The sequence below is a fragment of the Prevotella sp. MA2016 genome (genome assembly GCF_000619825.1).
Taxonomy (GTDB): Bacteria; Bacteroidota; Bacteroidia; order Bacteroidales; family Bacteroidaceae; genus Prevotella.
Genome location: NZ_JHUW01000007.1, coordinates 47,972 through 67,062 on the forward strand (window position 1 = coordinate 47,972; position 19,091 = coordinate 67,062).

Genomic DNA, 19,091 nt, shown 5'->3' on the forward strand with positions numbered 1-19,091 from the left:
TACTAAGCATCGTGCTGATGCTTTGTGCCACATGCAATGTACAGGCACAGAAGATACAAGAGAACATGATTGACAATCCCATGCTGTGGGCCGACGTACCCGACCCTGACATCATCCGCGTGGGCGACACTTTCTATTTGGTTTCTACTACCATGCACCTGATGCCCGGTGCACCTATCATGCAATCGAAGGATCTGAAGAACTGGGAGACCGTCGGCTATATCTTCGACAAGTTGACCGACTCGCCCAAGTACGACCTCTCACCCACCGAAGGCACTGTATATGGTCGCGGCCAGTGGGCCACCTCACTCAAGTATCATAAGGGAAAATTCTATGCCCTGCTGGCTCCCAACGAGCGCGGCTCCATGGGTGACACCTATATTTTTACTGCCGACAAGGCTGCCGGCCCCTGGAAGATTGTTTCGCGCATGCGCCACTTCCACGACTGCTCGCTGTTTTTCGATGACGACGACCGTGTGTATGTGATTTATGGCACAGGCGAGATGATGGAGCTGAAGCCCGACCTGAGCGACGTGATTGAAGGCACCCACCGCCAGATTTTTGAGCGCGAGGCCGACGAGACCGGTCTGCTGGAGGGTTCGCGCATGATCAAGCACAACGGCAAGTACTATCTGCTGATGATTTCGCACGTGTATGCTCCCGGACGCCATCGCCGCGAGGTGTGCTACCGTGCCGACAACATACAGGGACCTTACGAGAAAGCCACCATCCTGGAGTCGGATTTCGGCGGATTCTCTTACGAGGCCCAAGGCACCATCGTGGATACCCAGGATGGCGACTGGTATGGCATCATCTTCCAGGACCGCGCTGGTGTGGGCCGCGTGCTCACCGTGATGCCCTGCCGCTGGATAGACGGCTGGCCCATGCTGGGTGATGAAGAAGGTAAGGTGCCTGCACGTGTGCGTGCGCTGAAGAGCGGTGAACCTACCAAGTCGATTGTTAATGCCGACGATTTCTCGAGCCCCAAGCTGTGCCTGCACTGGCAGTGGAACCACAACCCCGTGGATAACGCCTGGAGCCTGACCGAACGTCCGGGTTATCTGCGCCTCAAGACAAGTCGCGTGGTTCCCAACCTCTACTTGGCACCCAACACGCTGACCCAGCGCATGGAGGGCCCCAAATGCACAGGAGCTATTGCCCTCGACCTCTCAAAGATGAAGGATGGCGATGTGGCCGGTCTGGCAGCTTTCAACGACAATTCTACCGTGCTGGCAGTGAAGAAAAGCGGCAAGCAGCTCACCCTCGAGCTGAGCGAGCAGAGCGTGAAATTGAGCATGCGCGAGAAGAAGGTAGAGAACGTGGACGAGAAGATTGTGGAGCGCATAGCCCTCAAGACCAACAAGATATGGCTGCGCATCGATGCCAACTTCGTGCCACGCACCGATATCGCAAACTTCAGCTACAGTCTCGACGGCGAGAACTGGACCCAGCTGGGCGGTGACTTCCGCATGACGTTCGACTGGCAACGCTTCTTCATGGGCACCAAGTTCGGCATCTTCAACTATGCCACCAAGAAAGCAGGCGGCTATGTTGATATCGACGCGTTTACATACAATAAACATCAATAAAACATTTACTAACTATGAACAGAAAAGCAATAGTCATCCTGTCGTTATTGGCACCTATTGCTATGTGGGCACAAGGTGTAAAGATTGAGTTCTTTACACCTTCTGTTGTACATGTAGTAAGGTATCCTGGACAGGCCGTAACCCCCGAGAGCAAGGTGGTCATCGCCAAGCCTCAGGAAGTAGCCCTCACCAAGCGGGGTAACATCACCGCCAGCTCAGAGTTGCAAGTGAAACTCGACCCGAAATCAGGTTGTATCACCTTTATGACCGCTAAGGGTCAGGTGCTGCTGCGCGAGAAATCGCACACCTTTACCCCACTCAACCAGACGTTTACGTTAGATAAAGACGAGGCCATCTACGGTCTGGGCACCATTCAGAATGGTAAGATGAACCGTCGTGGTGAGCACAAGCGTATGGAGCAGTCGAACTTGGAGGATTTCCAGAATGTCATCCAGAGCATCAAGGGCTGGGGCATCTATTGGGACAACTACGCACCTACCCAGTTTGATGATGATGCCCGTGGCATGTCGCTCACCTCGGAGGCAGGCGACGTGATTGACTATTACTTTATGTACGGCCGAAGCGCCGATGGTGTGATAGCTCAGATACGACACCTGACAGGCGACGTACCGATGTTCCCCCTGTGGACATACGGCTACTGGCAGTCGAAAGAGCGTTATAAGACCGCTGCTGAAACCGAGAGCATCGTTGACAAGTATCGCGAGCTGCAGGTGCCACTGGATGGCATCATTCAGGATTGGCAGTACTGGGGTTCCAACTATCTGTGGAATGCCATGGACTTCCTGGCAGAGGACTTTGCCAACGGCCCTCAGATGATTCAGAACGTACACAAGAAGCACGCCCACTTCATGATCTCAATCTGGGCTAGCTTCGGTCCGCAGACCAAGCAGTACCGCGAATTAGACGAAAAGGGACTGCTGCTGCCCATCGAGACATGGCCCCAGAGCGGTATCTCGCACATCTGGCCCCCAGTGATGGACTATCCTTCGGGTGTAAAGGTGTATGACGCTTTCAGTCCCGAGGCACGCGACATCTATTGGAAATACCTGAAGAAACTGTACGACTACGGTACCGATGCCTGGTGGATGGACTCTACAGATCCTGACTTCTTCAACCCCAAGGAGAGCGACTACCAGCACCCTGTTACCGGCGGTACTTGGCGCTCGCTGCGTAATGCCTTCCCACTCGAAACCGTACGCGGTATCTATCAGGCACAGCGCAAGGACGATCGCGGCAAGCGTATCTTCATCATGACACGCTCGTCGTTTGCAGGACAGCAGCACTATGGCTCAAACATGTGGAGTGGCGACGTAGCCTCGTCGTGGGAGATGCTGCGCAATCAGATTCCCGCAGGACTAAGCTTCACGCTCACCGGTAACCCCAACTTCAACACAGATATTGGCGGATTCTTCTGCGGTTCTTACAATACAAAGGGCGCTGGTTCAGCTCCACGCAACCCGCAGTTCCAGGAACTCTATGTGCGCTGGATGCAGTACGGATTGTTCTGTCCTGTGTTCCGCAGTCATGGTGCCGATGCCCCGCGCGAGATATGGCAGTTTGGCAAGAAGGGAGAGCCCGTTTACGATGCTATCGAGCAGATGATTCGCCTACGCTATCGCCTATTACCTTATTTATATAGCACAGCCAACCAAGTGACTACCAACAACGAGAGCTACCTGCGCCCACTGTTCAGCGACTTTGCTGCCGACAAGAAGGTGTGGGATATGACCGATGAGTTTATGTTCGGTCGCAGCATCCTGGCAGCCCCCATCGTAGAGGCGCAATACACGCAGGAGAAAATCGTCAAGGAAGATGCTATGACGGGATGGGATAAGAAGAATTAAAAAATGGAAGAGTTGGAAAATGGAAGTAACAAGCAACTTCAATCCTTCAATCCTTCAACTTTTGAATCTTTAAAGTCGGCTACGAAGTATTTGCCGAAGGGGGCTTTGTGGTATGACTTCTGGACGGGCAAGCAGTACAAGGGCGGACAGAACGTGACACTGACAACCCGTTTCAACCAAGTACCGATGTTTGTACGTGCCGGTAGCATTCTGCCTCTTGGCCCTGAGATGCAGTATGTAGGCGAGAAGCAGTGGGATGACCTTGAGATTCGCCTCTACCCCGGTGCCGATGGTGAGTTCTCGCTCTATGAAGACGAGGGTGATAATTATAATTATGAGAAGGGTTATTACTCTAACATCATCTTTACCTGGACCGATCGCACGCGCACGCTGCACATCAGTGCCCGCCAAGGAGGCTACAAAGGTATGCTGCTGCAGCGCCAGTTCCGCATCGTGCTCCCCGACGGCACCACCCGCACTATTGATTACAATGGCAATCAAGTGACGGTGAAGTTGTAGAAAACAAAAAAGAGGTCGAAATGACCTCTTTTTCTGTGATCCGCTTGGGGCTCGAACCCAAGACCCCAACATTAAAAGTGTTGTGCTCTACCAACTGAGCTAGCGGATCGACCTTAAATTGTCTTTCTCACGAAAGCGGGTGCAAAGGTACAAAGATTTTCTGAAACAACCAAATTTATTCGGAAGAATTTTCTTCTTGCACCTCAATTTCCTTATCTTTTGTCACATATTGCTCGTAATAAGCAATCAAAAGTGTGGTTAGTGGCAGTGCGATGATAAGTCCGATAAATCCTAGCAGTGCGCCCCAAACAGAGAGTGACAGCAGAAGTATGGCGGGGTTCAGTCCCATAGCCTTTCCCATCACCTTGGGGGTAACAATCATATCACAGATGAGCTGCACCACGATGAACACAGCCAGTGCCATGGCTAGTATCACCCAGAAGTTCTGTCCAGTGTCGGCCGACTTGAGCAGGGCAAGAAGCACGGTAGGTATCAGTGCAAAGGTGTGCAGATAAGGCACCAGGTCCATGATGCCAATCATGATGCCCAGACCGATGGCCATGGGGAAATCGATAATCGTAAACCCTATGCAGAAGAGTATGCCCATGATAAGCGCCACGAGCCCCTGTCCGCGCACGTAGTTATTGAGTGCCTGCGCCCCGTCCTTGGCAAGTGCCTGCCAGAAAGGACGACGCTTCTTAGGAAAGATGCGAATCCAGTTATCCGTCAGGTACTCATAATCCAACAGGATAAAGAACATATATAATAAGGTGATAAGCGACGCAACGACTCCAATGAGGATGGTGGCCGTTTGTCCCAGCACATTAAACAGGCCGGGCAATACCGTCTTCAGACTGTCGGTAAACGTTGCACTCTTAAAGAACCGTTCAATCTCGCGACTGTTTTGGTTTATCCACAACTGTATAGCAGCAGGTATGTCCTTGATATGCGCCTCCTTCTGGATATAGTCGGATGCCAAGGAACCCAGTTTCTCAAACTGCTCAATCATAGGCGGGATAATCATATATATGACACCTGCCAGAATGGAAATGACCAGCACAAGAGTGATGACGATGCTGAGCGCCCTACTGCCCACATGCAAGCGATACTGGACGAATCTCACCATGGGATAGAGCAGATAAGCAAAGAACCAAGCAATGAAGAATGGTAACAGCACACTACTCAGATGGTCCACCAGCACCAGTATACCAAGCACCAGCAGTCCGGCTCCCACCCAGCGTACCAGTTGGTCAAGCGTGATTGTTTTTTCTCTCATTTTCTTCTCTGATAGCTTTTTGATAACACTCACGACACAGCGGTTCGTATTCGGTAGTCTCGCCCAGCAGCACGCGCTGTTCGCTCTGCACTTTGCGATGACTCACGTAGGCCAGATTGCCGCACTTCACGCAGATGGCGTGCACCTTAGTCACGTCGTCGGCAATGGCACACAGGGCAGGCATAGGCCCGAAGGGCACGCCTTTATAATCCATATCCAGTCCGGCCACGATGACACGCACGCCACGATTGGCCAGCTCATTACACACATCCACAATGCCCATATCAAAGAACTGTGCCTCGTCGATACCCACCACATCGATATCGCTTGACAGCAGCAGGATGCTACCCGGAGAATCGATGGGTGTACTCTGGATGTGCTTTTGGTCGTGGCTCACCACATCCTCTTCCGAGTATCTCACGTCGATAGCCGGTTTAAAAATCTCCACTTTCTGACGTGCGAACTGCGCTCTACGCATTCGCCTGATCAGCTCTTCTGTTTTGCCCGAGAACATCGAGCCGCACACTACTTCGATTCTACCAGGTCGGTGTGCCTCACCTGTTAAGTTTTCCATCATAATGGGTACAAAATTACAAATACCTTTTAAAAATTGCAAAGATTTTGCCGTTTTTTTTGTCTATTCCGCTAATTTGCCTTATATTTGCCCCTTGTTATGGGTATATTATATATCGTTCCGACTCCAGTTGGGAATATGGAGGACATGACATTCCGCGCCATCCGTATTCTGAAAGAAGTGGATCTGGTGCTAGCCGAAGATACTCGCACGTCGAGCAAACTTCTGAAGCACTATGATATCCACAATCAGCTCATGTCACACCACAAATTCAACGAGCATGGCACGTCGGCCTCAATCGTTCAGCGGTTGCAGGCAGGCGAGAATGTGGCCTTGATAAGCGATGCCGGCACCCCAGGCATCAGTGACCCCGGTTTTTATTTGGTACGCGAGGCCGTGCGCGCGGGCGTAGAGGTGCAGTGCCTGCCAGGTGCCACAGCTTTTGTACCAGCCCTAGTGGCCAGCGGACTGCCGTGCGACCGTTTTGCTTTCGAGGGTTTTCTACCACAGAAGAAGGGGCGCCAGACTAAGCTCGAATCACTGAAGAGCGAACAGCGCACGATGATATTCTACGAGTCGCCCTACCGTGTACTCAAGACGCTGCAACAGTTTGCCGAAGTGTATGGCACCGATCGCCAAGTAAGCGCTTGCCGTGAGATCTCAAAGATACACGAGGAGAGCGTGCGCGGCACTTTGGAAGAGGTGATTGCCCACTTCAAGGAGCACGAGCCCAAAGGCGAATTTGTGATTATCTTAGCAGGAAATGACAGTAAATAACAAATTAAAGTAGATAATAAAAGAGAGTAATTATGAAAAAGTTATTTATCTTAGCCATCTGTGCCATATCACTGGCCAGTTGTAACGAGAGCGCCAAGAAGGCCGAGAATCAGGCTCGTGCCGAGCGCGACTCACTGAATCAGATCATTGCCCAGAAGGATGACGAAATCAACGACATGATGACCACTCTGGTTGACATTGAAGACGGATTCCGCGAGATTACTGATGCGCAGAACCGTGTAACCCTGGCCAAGGACGGCGAGGGCACTAACACCAAACAGCGCATCGCCGAAAACTTCCAGTACATCCAGTCTATGATGCAACAGAACAAGGACTTAATTAACAAGCTGAAGCAGCAGGTGCGCGAGAGCAGCATCAAAGGCGACAAGCTGAAGAAGGTGATAGCCAGTCTGACCGAGCAAATGGAGAAGAAAGACCAGCAGATAGCCGAGATGCAGCAACAGCTGGAGGCCAAGGATATCCACATCGGCGAACTGAACACCGAGATTGGCAACATGAAGGAAGATGCGCGTGCCATGCAGGCCGAGAACGATGCTCAGGCCAGCAAGATAGGCGAGCAGGACAAGCAGTTGCACACAGCTTGGTTCGTGTATGGTACAAAGGATGAACTGAAGAAGCAGCAAATTGTCACCAAAGACGGTTTGTTCAGCAAGGCCAAGATTCTGCAGGGCAACTTCAACAAGGATTATTTCACCAAGATTGATATCCGTGTGGATAAGGAGATAAAACTCTACAGCAAGGATGCCAAAGTGCTTACCACCCATCCTGCCAGCTCATACAAGCTGCAGCCAGATGCCAACAAGCAGCTGATTCTGCGCATTACAGACCCACAGACATTCTGGAGCACCAGCAAATATCTGGTAGTGCAGGTGAAGTAAAGAAAAGCTAAAAGTGAATATATATTAATAAGGTGGATACCGCAAAGGCATCTGCCTTATTTTTTTGTTTATACGTTTTTTATTCACTTTTACACAAACAGAAAGCAAACGTTGCGTTTTAATTTCAGATTGAAAGCAAAACTCTACTTTTACTTTCTTATTGATATATATCAAGCGCGATATAATAAAAATGTAAAAATTGGGGGTAAAATGTGATTTTTTTATAATTTTGTTTGTTGTTTAGACTTTTATACTATACTTTTGCAGAGCAAGAGTGTTTAATTATTTGTTTTACAATTAACAGAGAGAGAATTTTATGAAAAAGAGACTAACGTTGTTTTTCGTCAGCCTGTTCTTGTTTGTAGGAGCAGCACTGGCACAGACAAAAGTTACCGGAACCGTGCTCTCACAAGAAGACGGCCAGCCCATCATCGGAGCTGCCGTTAAAGTGGATGGCACTAGTACCGGCATGTTGACAGATGTGAACGGTAAGTTCTCGCTGACCTTGCCTGAAGGTAAGAAAACGCTTACGATTTCTTATCTTGGTTTTGAGAGCAAGACAGTAACAGCGAAGAATGGTATGCGCGTGTTCCTGAAGGCCGACGCCACCTCACTGGATGAAGTAGTGGTAACGGCTCTGGGTATCAGCCGCCAGCAGAAGACACTGGGATTCTCGGCACAGACCTTGGACGACGAGGTGCTGACGCAGGGACACCTGACCGATGCTACCAGCGCCCTGGCAGGTAAGGTGGCCGGTGTGCAGATCAACACCGTATCAAGCGACCCAGGTTCGGCCAACTCGGTTATCATCCGTGGTATCAGCTCTATCAACGGTAACAACCAGCCACTGTATGTTGTAGATGGTGTGCCCTTGCAGAACACCACTCGCAACAGCCAGCAGCACACCAACGCCATTGGTGGTGTGGCCAACGTGAACCCTAACGACATCGAGAGCATGACCGTGCTGAAAGGTGCTGCCGCTACAGCTCTGTATGGTAGCCGCGCTGCCAACGGTGTGATCATCATCACCACCAAGAGTGGTAAGAAGCAGGGCGAGAAGAACTTCCAGATCAGCTACGACGGATCTGTTCAGTTCCGCCAGGTGAGCACACTGCCCAAGATGCAAAATAAGTTCGGACAGGGATGGAACGGTAAGCAGACCTATATCGAAAACGGCTCATGGGGTCCAGAGCTCGATGGTAGCACACAGGTTTACGGACCTATTTGGAACCACCAGCAGCTCATCCACGAGTATAGCGCTGTAAAGGACAACGTCAAGGACTTCTTCGACACTGGCGTTAGCACCAGTCACAGCGTGGCTCTGAACGGTATCTCTGAGGATCAGAAGATGACCTACTATCTGAGCTACTCTTACACCAGCGACAACGGTATCATCCCTGGCAACAAGGACACCTACAAGCGTAACACCATCGCTTATCGTGGTAGCTACGAGCCTACCAAGTTCTTCAAGTTGTCATCAAACGTAAACTTCGCTAAGTCGAACACCAACACCGTAGGTTCTTATCAGGGCACCTCAATGATCGATGGTATCTTCGAGTTCCCACGCGACTTGAGCCTTGTTGACCGCAAGAACCTGAACACTGCTTTCGACACCCCTGAGGCTTGGTACACACCTTACGGTATCACCAACCCATACTGGGCTGTGGAAAACAACTACAACCACACCGACTCTAAGCAGGTGTATGGTAAGCTGCAGGCCGACATCAAGCCTATCAAGCAGCTCACACTGACCTATCGCTTCGGTTTCGACTATACCGACTACGATTATAAAGTGGGTATGCCTCAGATTGCCCTCGACGATGCACTCATCAACGAGGACTATGGCTACGCTCCTTCAAACATGAACCAGAGTGGATATGTATATACACAGTATCAGCGCAACTATGAGCTGAACCACGACTTCCTGGCCAACTTTGCCGACAAGTATCTGGATGGCAAACTCGACGTGAACGTTAACGTTGGTGTGAACATCAACGAGCGCAGCACCACCTACATGCAGGGCCAGACCGACGACCTGACATTCCACACCGGTTTCTGGGATCTGAGCAACGGTGCCACCAAGACCGAACTCTCTGAGAGCCAGAGCAAGCGCCGCCTGGTAGGCTTGTTTGGCGACATCACACTGGGTTGGGACGAGACCGTATATCTGGACCTCACCGCCCGTAACGACTGGTCATCAACACTGCCCACCGAGAAAAACAGCTTCTTCTATCCCGGTGCCACACTGAGCTTCATCTTCACTCAGCTGCTGCCTAAGAACGATGTGCTGAGCTTTGGTAAGCTGCGCGCTGCTTACGGTAAGACCGGTAACGACGCTGGTGTATATCAGATCCACCCACGCTACGTGCAGGGATTCTCTAACGGTTACTATGGTTCTGACCTGACCAAATTCCCATTCAACGGTGTTAACGCCTTCCAGGCTGCCGGTACTGCCGGTAGTAACTCACTGAAGCCTGAGATGACCACCGAGCTCGAGTTTGGTTTGAACCTCTCATTCTTCAACAACCGTATCAATGTAGATTTCTCTTACTACAATCGTAACACCGACGACCAGATCTTCACACTGCCTGTTGACCCTGCCACCGGTTACACCTCAATGGTAACCAACTTCGGTAAGGTAAGCAACAAGGGTGTTGAACTGCTCGTAAACACTGTGCCCGTGCAGACCAAGAACTTCCGCTGGGAGCTGGGCTTCAACTTCTCTAAGAATAAGAACAAGGTAGTGTCGATGCCTGAGAGCCTGGATGGTGGAATGGTTAACATCAACTCATTCTCAGCCGGTAACGACGCCGTATATATGCGCGCTGTAGAGGGACTGCCAATGGGTGAGCTGTTCACCTATCTGCCCACTTACGACGCTCAGGGTCGCATCATCGTGGATGCCAAGGGATTGCCCGTACTCACCGACGAGGTGCAGGACACTGGCAAGAACGTGAACGCCGACTGGACTGGTGGTATCACCACAGGTTTCTATTACAAAGGCATCGCACTCAACGCAGCTCTTGATATTCGTAAGGGTGGCTACATGTTCTCACGCACTAAGAACCTGATGCAGTTTACTGGTAACGGCGACATCACCACTTACAACGAGCGCCGCCCATTCATTATTCCTAACTCAGTACATGCTGATGGCTCTGAGAACACCACTCCAATCAACCAGATTGAGGGTACTTATCAGACATGGTTCAACGACTTTGGTGCCAACCAGGGTGGCGAGTTCTACCTGATCGATCGCTCGTTCGTTAAGCTGCGCAACATCACACTGAGCTACACATTACCAAAGAGCATCGTGAACAAGCTCTACCTGAGCGACATCACCATCTCGGCTTTCTGCAACAACGTGTTTACCTGGACTCACAAGAGCAACCGCTACATCGATCCTGAGGTAAGTTCTTACAACAACGACCTGAGCGGTATGTTCGGCGAACTCTACTCTAACCCTGCTTGCCGCAACTTCGGTGTTAACTTGGGCATTAAATTCTAAAAGAAGAGGAGGATTAAAGATATGAAGAAATTTGCAACTGTATTAATATTCGGTCTGGGACTGGCCGCAGCTTCGTGCGACAGCTATCTGGACATCAATGAAGACCCCAACTCTCCTGCTACGAGCAATCTGAATACCAGCATTGTGCTCCCAGCAGCCGAGATGAACATCGTGGGTAGCTATGGCGACTTTGCCCGCATCTACGCTGGCTACTACGCTCAGTACTACTCACAGACATTCGGTACATCAAACTATCTGGACCTGAGCCAGTTCACCATGTCGGCCACACGCTCAAGCTCGTTCTACACTCAGCTTAACCAACGCGGACTGAAGAACCTTGAAACCGTGCGCGAATTGGCCAAGGACAACGAGGAATGGGGCACCTATCTCGCTGCAACCACCCTGCGTGCCTTCACCTATCAGGTACTGGTGGACTGCTACGGCGAGGTGCCTTACACAGAGGCTTTTCAGAGTGGTATCACATCGCCTAACTACGACGATGGTGCTACTATCTATAATGGCATCGTGGCCGAGCTTGACGAGGCTTTGAGCCTGGCATCACCCAGCGACCCCGTAGCCACCAACTTCCTGTATAAGGGTGAGACCGCTGCCAACTGGATTAAGTTTGCTAACGCCCTGAAGCTCAAGATTCTAAGCCGTGAGAGCGGTGTGGCCAATGTTGACAGCCAGATTGGCGCTATCATCAGCGAGGGCAACCTGCCTGATAGCGACGTGGCTTACGCAGGCATCTGGGGCAGCGAGCCCGGTTCGATGAATCCATTCTATGCCGAGGAGTTCTCTAGCGCATGGGGTTCTACACAGATCAACGTAGTGGCCAACCTGGCCATCATCGGCACAATGCTGCAGTCTGACAAGGGTTATGAAGACGGCCGCTTGGCAGCCTTCTTCGAGAAGAACGGTTCGGGCAACTACACCGGTGGTGTATCAGGCACCAACTTCTCTACCTCAGGCACTTACAAGCTGGCTTACTGGTGCCGCCCAGTGGCAAGCGACGATATGCCTGTGTACTATCTCACCCTGAGCGAGATTGAGTTCTTCATCGCCGAGTACTATGCCCGCCAGGGTAATGCAGCTCAGGCCGAGGCTCACTACAACGCAGCCATCAAGGCATCGTTTGCCACCGCTGGCGCTGAGGGTGCTGAGGAGGCCATCGCCATGTTCCCTTACGACCAGAACAACTACAAGAAGAGCATTGGTATCTCAAAGTGGATTGCGCTGGCAGGTGTTAACACCTTCGAGGGCTGGTGCGAGATGCGCCGCTTGGACTATCCCACCTTTGGCACACTAAAAGGCAGCGACATCTATAATGTGGCTACCGACGAATATAAGCCCGAAATTTACGTGCCCGGCACACTCTACACCCCCATCATGGTAGATGGCAAAGTGGGCGACAACCACCTGCTGGAGCGCTGGATCTATCCTGAGAGCTCATCAGCACGCAATGGTAACTCACCAGAATTCCCAGGTTACACCTCACCCGTGTTCTGGGGTAAGTAATCAAAGAGAAAAAGAGTCTGATAATTACAAAAAAGAGAAAGACAATGAAAAAGAATATATTCTATACGATGCTGATAGCGATGGTAACCCTGCTTGTTACCAGTTGCGGCGACAAGGAGTCGGAAGGCAAGAGCCGCTTCACCTACTATCCAGTGCTAGAGCTCCAAGGCGACGACTTCATGGTAATCGACAAGGGTTCTACCTTCCAGGACCCCGGCTTCACAGCCACACTGAACGGCGAGGATGTTTCGAGCGAGGTAAACGTGCAGAGCAACATCAACTCGGACAAGAGCGGTGTCTACACCGTGGTTTACTCAATTGTAAACTCTGACGGCATTGCTGCCAACGCCCGCCGCACCGTAGTGGTGCTCGACAGCAGCAACGCCGTAGAAGGTCTCTACTACACCACCCCAACCAGCTATCGCTTGCGCGAGGGTGCCCAGGTGACCTACGGAGATTCTTTCCAGCTGCTAGTGATTGACAATGGCGATGGCACCTACAGTGCCGACGACCTGCTGGGCGGCTGGTACTGCCAACGTGCAGGCTACGGCGACAAGTATGCCATGCCTGCCACAATCAAGATTCAGGATGGCGTGGTGATCATCGTAGGTGGCGGCGGTGTGGCCGGCTGGAGCGACGGTTATAGTGCCTTCGAGGGCACATTTGATGCCGCTACAAGCACTTTCAATCTCAAGACCACATACGCTGGCATGGATTTCATTCAAACATGGGTTAAAGGATAAACGATTATGAAGAAAATATTATATCTTGCAACACTCCTGCTGTGCGCTGTACTTACCACATCGTGCGAGAAAGAGGAGGTAGGTGGCACAGCCACCGAGAGCTTGGCAGGCGAATGGTATGTTACTGCCAATGTAGTAGATAATGGCCAGGTGATTGAAGACCCCTATGGAATAGGTCGCTTCAACATCCTTACTTACAACACATCGGCCAACACTGGTGATGAGATCTGGGTTGACGACATGGACAACTTCTGGAGTTTCAAGGTGAAGGCCTCTGCCGATGTAAACGCACTCACCTTCAGTGCCAGCAACGTGCAGAACCAGAGTTACGACTGCACCGTGACCATCACCAATGCCAAGGTGATTAAGAATGGCGGCACGCAGAACAATGGCAAGCCCGCCGACTATATCACCATGGACGTGGAGTTTAGCGACGACCCAGGCACCATCTATCGTCTGGAAGGAGTGCGCTACTCTGGTCTGGAAGAGAATGATTAATTTCGCAGAGAAAAGTTTATCAATCTCTCTTTAAATAAACCGAAAGTCCCCTCGCTGGCCCTGTGATAGAGCTGCGGGGGGACGCTTAGTTTTCGAGGTATTCTATGATTAATCAATACTACACTCGCTAAGCAGATTGCGAAAGGCATACACATCTGCCGGATGCAACTTCACTACGGGCGCAATGGTCAGCATGGCCGATGCGCCCATATTTTTTTCCATCTGCTTAAACTCCTGGTATTTCACCAGCACCTGTTGGCGCTCCTGCTCGCCCAATGGCGACAGCATACCCGCCTCGCGCATCAGGAAGCGCACCTTGGCCGTTACCGACAGTTCGGCATGCAGGCGCACGTAGCAGATGATATCAAAATAGACCAATGGCGGAAACGAAGCCTTGACCGATTCGAGGAAAGCACCTGTTGACGTATGGATCAACTGCCCGCTACGGATGGACTGAAACAGCTGTATCTGCTCGTCGAGCCCGCTGTCGAGCCAGCGGTGAATCATATCCACATCGTAGAAGTAGGTCCATGCCAGCAGACCACCCATCACGCCCAATACACTTACAAACTGCATGACAGGATTGAAATGCAGATGGTTATGGCACACGTGCGCAGCAACGGCAGCCACCAGCAGCAGGAAGGTCATCACCACATCAAACGGCTTTACCCCCAGTCGCGAGCGCCATCGCTCCGTTTGTCGCACCACCAGCACCAAGCCAGCAGCCACCACGGCACTGCAACCAATGTGCACAAGTGCCACCTCCAACCCACGGAACAGCATGGTGCCCAAGCCAGCATCCTGCCCCAGCACCAGATAGAACAGGTTTTCGAGAATAGAGAACCCGCCACCCACAGCAGCACCACAGATAACGCTATCGATAAAGAACACCATACGCTTGCGCCCTGCCAGCACCAGTAGCGGCACAGCCTTCACCCCCTCCTCTACTACCGGGTGCAAGCCATCGGGCAGCACCCCATCCAGCCAGTTGAACAAGCCAAAACACACCAGTGCCATGAGCATGCCACCCACCACCAACTGCAGTAGCCTACGCTTGTTTACAAGTGCGAAATGATCAATCTTGTAAACTACCAGTATATATATTATAATAGGTAATAGCGAAGCTACAAACTGCATTATAGTAATTTTAAGGATATCATTAACTCGTTGCCATGCCTGCCGCCAGCAAACCCCTCGGGGGCAAACAGGTGGCCGAAACCTACCGAGAGTGTCGTCTTCAGATAGTTCACAAACACCAGTTCGGTGCTCAGCTGTAGGCCTGCACTATAATACATCTGATGCTTGGAACCGGGATTCCAGGCCGACAAGCCTGTACCGAAAAGCGAGCACTGTATCCACGTGGGATAACAGAACAGGGCGCCGAAGTTGTTCAGTCGGATGGGGCGCAGGTTCAGCTCGGTAGTGGCTTTGGCATACGAGTGGGCCTGAATGGCATCGATGTCGGCACCGGGCATGGCCAGCGCAGTGCGATATTGGAAAGCATCGCGATAGTCCACACGGTTATTGCGGAATCCGCCCAGATAGGTATTGCCGAACACCGATTGGGCATCGCCGAAGTTATGCCCGGCAGCCGTACGCAGCCAGAAGGATGTGTTGCGGTCGAACGGCACCAACGTACCGAAATCGCCTGTGGCTTCGATGGATGGATAGAATGTGCCGCCAGCCAGATAGCCATAGCCGCTGATGCCAAGCTGGTAGCCCTGCTCGTCCATCACCCCGCCAAGTGACTTGCGCAGTTTGGATACTTTGCCGTAGATCGATGCTGTCTGCAGCGATTTCACGTCGTTCACCGCTATCTCCTGATACATGGGCAGTGCATCCATGTCGCCATAGGCATCCACCGAGAATCCCCACTCACGGGTATAGGGGCTTATCATACTATTCGTGTAATCGTAGGACAGCCCCACCGTATAACCCTTACGACTGGTACGTCTCGGACCGAACAGGTCGTAAAAGTCGGTGTGGTTCCAAGCCGCCCTGAGTTTCCAGAAGTAGTACTGCCACTCCAGGTCGGCATGCAAACGGTTTTTCCAGGGGTTATTGCTCCATGGCGATACACCTAGCGAGAGCCTGATACTGCTCAGTCCCACGGGATCGTTCACCGCCAATCGGTAACCCAGCACCGGTGTAACATGATTCCAGCTGTCGGCATCGGTAAAGCCTGAGATGGTGGGATAAGCCCCTGCAAAGCGCATCTCCTTGAGCACATGGTAGGGGGTGATATGGTTGTAAACATCGCCAAACTCGATTCTGGGCAGCGAGTCGTGCAGCAAGCCCACCTGTTCGAGTGCGTCGCGGTTCTGCTCGTAGGCCGCCTGACCATACAGCTGTATAGCATTGGCATCGGTCACCACCTGGCGTTTCAGTGTTACCGGTCGCATACCGTCGCGCTCAAACTGCAGCGCCAGCAGCTGCCCCGGCTGTATTTCGAGCGGAGCAAACATTCCGATGCTGGCATTGGTAAGCATCTCCATCTGCCGGGTGGCGATGTTGATTTGCCAGAGGTTCGACACACCGGTATAGTAGCTACTGCCCACGAGATACTGATCGTCGAGCGAAAAGCGGAACTGCCCCAGGTTGGTATCGCGCCACGTCACCAGTTCTACCGGTTTGTAAATGGCCTGTTCAAACTCCTGAAGGTTAAACAGCAACAGGGTGTGTTCGCCGTTGTCGCCCTGTCGGGTCATCGACAGCCAGGTGCCATCGTGACTCACATCAACATCAAACACACTCACGCCAAACGGGAATGCATAGATGGGCTCGATGTTCTCCAGATTGCTATCCAAGCGCACCACCGTTTGTGTGCCGCCGTTTGAGAGCAATCCGTACAGGCAGTCGTGCGTGTTATCATAAACGATGTTGCCGATACGCTGGTAATTCTTGCGCTTCACCACACGGTTCTGCTGCAGGTCGTACACCTCCAGTCCGCGCCATTTACCATTGTTGGTGGTATAGATAACGCGCTGATGGCGGGTGTCGAGCGCCACGAAGGCAGGATCGTAGAGTGTGGGGCCATTCAGGTTGTGCAGTTTTCGCAGCTCGCCTGTGGCCATGTCGATTTCAGCGATTTGAGCCAACTTACCTGGGGTATTAAGGGCGGTGTAGGCTTTATTGCTCACAGAGTCGTACACCAGCGGCGCTACCGAGCCCAGCGGCTTGGGTGTGACGGGCGTTGTGGGTGTAACGGGATACTGCCGGATGGCAGCCAGATTGGCCTGCTGATGGCGTTGCTCGTCCAGCTTCCAGTCGTCCCACACCTTGCGCAGCGACTGACCGTAGATTTTCTTAAACTGACTGCCGAAGAACGTGCGACTGTCGGCCGTGCGATTGTAAAAGGCAATCAGTTTGTCGTAACCGTAGTTTTTGGTGAGATAGTTCACAAATCGCGTACCATACAGATAGGCGTTGGCCCCCACCTGGAAGTCCATGGTAGAGCCTTCGGTTTCGAGTCCCACCACCGAGAAGAGTTTTTCGCCATCGGCAATGATACTGCGAAAATACATCTCGTCGTAGCCACCGAGTGCGCGCCCTACTCCTCCGCCAAGCCATGTTTCCATAAAACAGGCGATACCCTCGTGATACCAGCGGGGGGCATACCAGCGCGGCACGCACAGATAGCTCCACAGGGCCGAAATGGGTTGGGTATTATCCGTACACACCTTCGTACCAAACAAACTGCGCCAGTGCTTGTCGCACAGATTGTATTTATCGGTCATCACGGTGTGGGTGTACTCATGCTTAAACAGCTGACGGTATCGCTCGCCCGACGGCGCCACATAGTACGACATGTTGAACGGTGCCATACCAATCTGTATCAACGATCGCGGCAGCGGGGTAACGCCACCGTTACCATCGTCTTCCCAGTCGGTCAGCAACAGCAATGGTGGTTCGGGCTGATATACCGAGTCGGTGGTCCATATCTGCTGATGCAACGCCTTGCCCAACTGAAAGTTGCGCATCATGTGAGGCATGTAGCGCGACAGGTTCTTATCGAAGAACACCAGTGTAGCTTCGTCGGTACGATACTGGAAATAAGTCTGATTCTGCCCCTGAGTCAACATCGGGAGCAGAATCAGTATCAACAAAACAATACGTTTAAACATACTCTGATTGTACACCGTATTGTGAGTTCTATTTTTATTTTTGGATAGGAGGAACAGGCTGCTTACCCAAAGCCGTATAATTGATAAAGCCATTAAGCTGGTTGGGCAGTTTCAAATTCAAAGCAGCGTTAGCCTGACTCATCAGGGCTGTATTCAAGAAGTACACATTCAGTTTTTCACTGTTACAGAAAATGCCCAGTTTCTCGCTATTTGTAACACGCCCAGCAAGTACCATATTCAGATTAGTACTCAAATTGAGCTTATTGCAAATCATTGTGTTCAGGCGCATCACCTTCTGTGTAGCATCGGCATGGGCACCGAGTGCAGCATCAGCCTTTTCGGATGTCAGCAGGTAGCCCTTTTCGTCAAGTGCCTTTGCACTTTCTTTATTGCCTTCGATAGCAGCGGTCAGTTTCTGATAGTCAACCCACTGGTCGCGCACCAGCTTCAACTGGTCGCTACCCTTGGCATTGGCCAGATACTTGTCGGTAGTCTCGATAAACTGGTTAGCCAGTGCATTCTGCTTCTGCAGCTGGGTGTAGGCCAGCGAGGCATTGATGGTGTTCTGTGTCAGTTCGGGGCATTCCTCACCACTCAGAGCTTTTTCCATTTGCTTGCCAACACCGTTCAGCTGTGCATTCACATTGTTAACCATTTTGCCAATCCCATTCATCTTCTGAATCAGCGGTGCATACTCGGGAATCTTGCCAGCCACCTGGTTCGACAGATCAACCAGACTGGCAAACTGCTCAGAGCGTAACTGCATCAAAGCATAAGACATCACCATCGCTTCCTGGTAAGCCGAATCGGTCTTCAGCAACTCTTCCACATTAGATAACTCCTCAACCTTATCTACGCGAGAAAAACGGTCAACCTTGCCAATGTCGCCCTCGGTCTTACTTACGTCAACGGGCCAATTGATAAAATTCGACAACACAAATCCAGCAACAACGACTACTGCTGCAACACTTAGGATAATTAACAATTTTTTTTTCATAATAGATTTTTGTTTTAGATTATACGGCTGCAAATATAAGCAATTATTTCTTACGACGCAAGTTTTTTTTAAAAAATACCATTTTTATATTTAACCAGTTCTCAATATGCACATTATATATATTAAAAATACTAATATCAATCTATCAGCAAAAGTGTAACTTTGTCACCAATATGTAAGTTTAAACACGAAAACCACTTTCATATT

12 protein-coding genes, 1 tRNA gene and 1 pseudogene are annotated in these 19,091 nt (G+C 51.3%); 8 read left to right on the forward strand and 6 right to left on the reverse strand.

What is annotated here, in order from left to right; genetic code table 11:
- Positions 1-17: 17 nt before the first annotated feature.
- On the forward strand, positions 18-1,589 hold the full coding sequence (locus T360_RS0102685; RefSeq protein ID WP_081772672.1) for a glycoside hydrolase 43 family protein: 1,572 nt from the start codon (positions 18-20) through the stop codon (positions 1,587-1,589).
- 14 nt (positions 1,590-1,603) lie between these two features.
- Positions 1,604-3,973: pseudogene (locus tag T360_RS16695) on the forward strand (TIM-barrel domain-containing protein).
- Positions 3,974-4,009: 36 nt separating this feature from the next.
- On the opposite strand, the gene T360_RS0102695 reads toward T360_RS16695, so the two are convergent.
- The 3 genes from T360_RS0102695 to T360_RS0102705 form a co-directional block, all read right to left on the reverse strand.
- Positions 4,010-4,082: transfer RNA gene (locus T360_RS0102695), tRNA-Lys, on the reverse strand.
- Between the two features lie 66 nt (positions 4,083-4,148).
- Entirely contained in the window at positions 4,149-5,249 is a 1,101-nt protein-coding gene (locus tag T360_RS0102700; RefSeq protein WP_028911432.1) for an AI-2E family transporter, read from the reverse strand.
- Positions 5,224-5,826 carry a thymidine kinase gene (locus T360_RS0102705; protein ID WP_028911433.1) on the reverse strand — a complete coding sequence of 201 codons (603 nt, stop codon included), beginning with the start codon at positions 5,824-5,826 and terminating at the stop codon, positions 5,224-5,226. Before T360_RS0102705 ends, T360_RS0102700 begins: the two co-directional genes overlap by 26 nt.
- 96 nt (positions 5,827-5,922) lie before the next feature.
- On the opposite strand from T360_RS0102705, the gene rsmI reads away from it, so the two are divergent.
- The 6 genes from rsmI (at position 5,923) to T360_RS0102735 (ending at position 13,763) form a co-directional block, all read left to right on the forward strand.
- A complete protein-coding gene (gene rsmI, locus T360_RS0102710; protein WP_028911434.1) occupies positions 5,923-6,600 on the forward strand; it encodes a 16S rRNA (cytidine(1402)-2'-O)-methyltransferase in 678 nt (225 codons plus the stop codon).
- A 32-nt stretch (positions 6,601-6,632) separates the two neighbouring features.
- Positions 6,633-7,499 carry a hypothetical protein gene (locus T360_RS0102715; protein ID WP_028911435.1) on the forward strand — a complete coding sequence of 289 codons (867 nt, stop codon included), beginning with the start codon at positions 6,633-6,635 and terminating at the stop codon, positions 7,497-7,499.
- 316 nt (positions 7,500-7,815) lie between these two features.
- The gene (locus T360_RS0102720) at positions 7,816-11,004 is read left to right on the forward strand and encodes a SusC/RagA family TonB-linked outer membrane protein (protein ID WP_028911436.1); all 3,189 of its coding nucleotides are present in this window, start codon (positions 7,816-7,818) and stop codon (positions 11,002-11,004) included.
- A 21-nt stretch (positions 11,005-11,025) separates the two neighbouring features.
- Positions 11,026-12,522 (forward strand): SusD/RagB family nutrient-binding outer membrane lipoprotein, encoded by a 1,497-nt coding sequence (locus tag T360_RS0102725; RefSeq protein ID WP_028911437.1) that lies wholly within the window; start codon positions 11,026-11,028, stop codon positions 12,520-12,522.
- Positions 12,523-12,566: 44 nt separating this feature from the next.
- Positions 12,567-13,265: a BT_2262 family domain-containing protein gene (locus tag T360_RS0102730; RefSeq protein ID WP_028911438.1), complete on the forward strand. Its 699-nt coding sequence runs from the start codon at positions 12,567-12,569 to the stop codon at positions 13,263-13,265.
- Between the two features lie 6 nt (positions 13,266-13,271).
- Positions 13,272-13,763, forward strand: coding sequence for a lipid-binding protein (locus T360_RS0102735; protein WP_028911439.1), 492 nt, complete (start codon positions 13,272-13,274; stop codon positions 13,761-13,763).
- A 108-nt stretch (positions 13,764-13,871) separates the two neighbouring features.
- Here T360_RS0102735 and T360_RS0102740 read toward each other — a convergent pair whose 3' ends face one another.
- From T360_RS0102740 to T360_RS0102750, 3 genes are read right to left on the reverse strand one after another with little or no spacing between them, the layout of a single operon-like run.
- Entirely contained in the window at positions 13,872-14,900 is a 1,029-nt protein-coding gene (locus T360_RS0102740) for a PrsW family glutamic-type intramembrane protease (RefSeq protein ID WP_028911440.1), read from the reverse strand.
- Positions 14,900-17,887, reverse strand: coding sequence for a hypothetical protein (locus T360_RS0102745; protein WP_155949368.1), 2,988 nt, complete (start codon positions 17,885-17,887; stop codon positions 14,900-14,902). The genes T360_RS0102740 and T360_RS0102745 overlap by 1 nt, the downstream gene beginning before the upstream one ends.
- 34 nt (positions 17,888-17,921) lie before the next feature.
- Entirely contained in the window at positions 17,922-18,884 is a 963-nt protein-coding gene (locus T360_RS0102750; protein ID WP_028911442.1) for a hypothetical protein, read from the reverse strand.
- Positions 18,885-19,091: the final 207 nt, after the last annotated feature.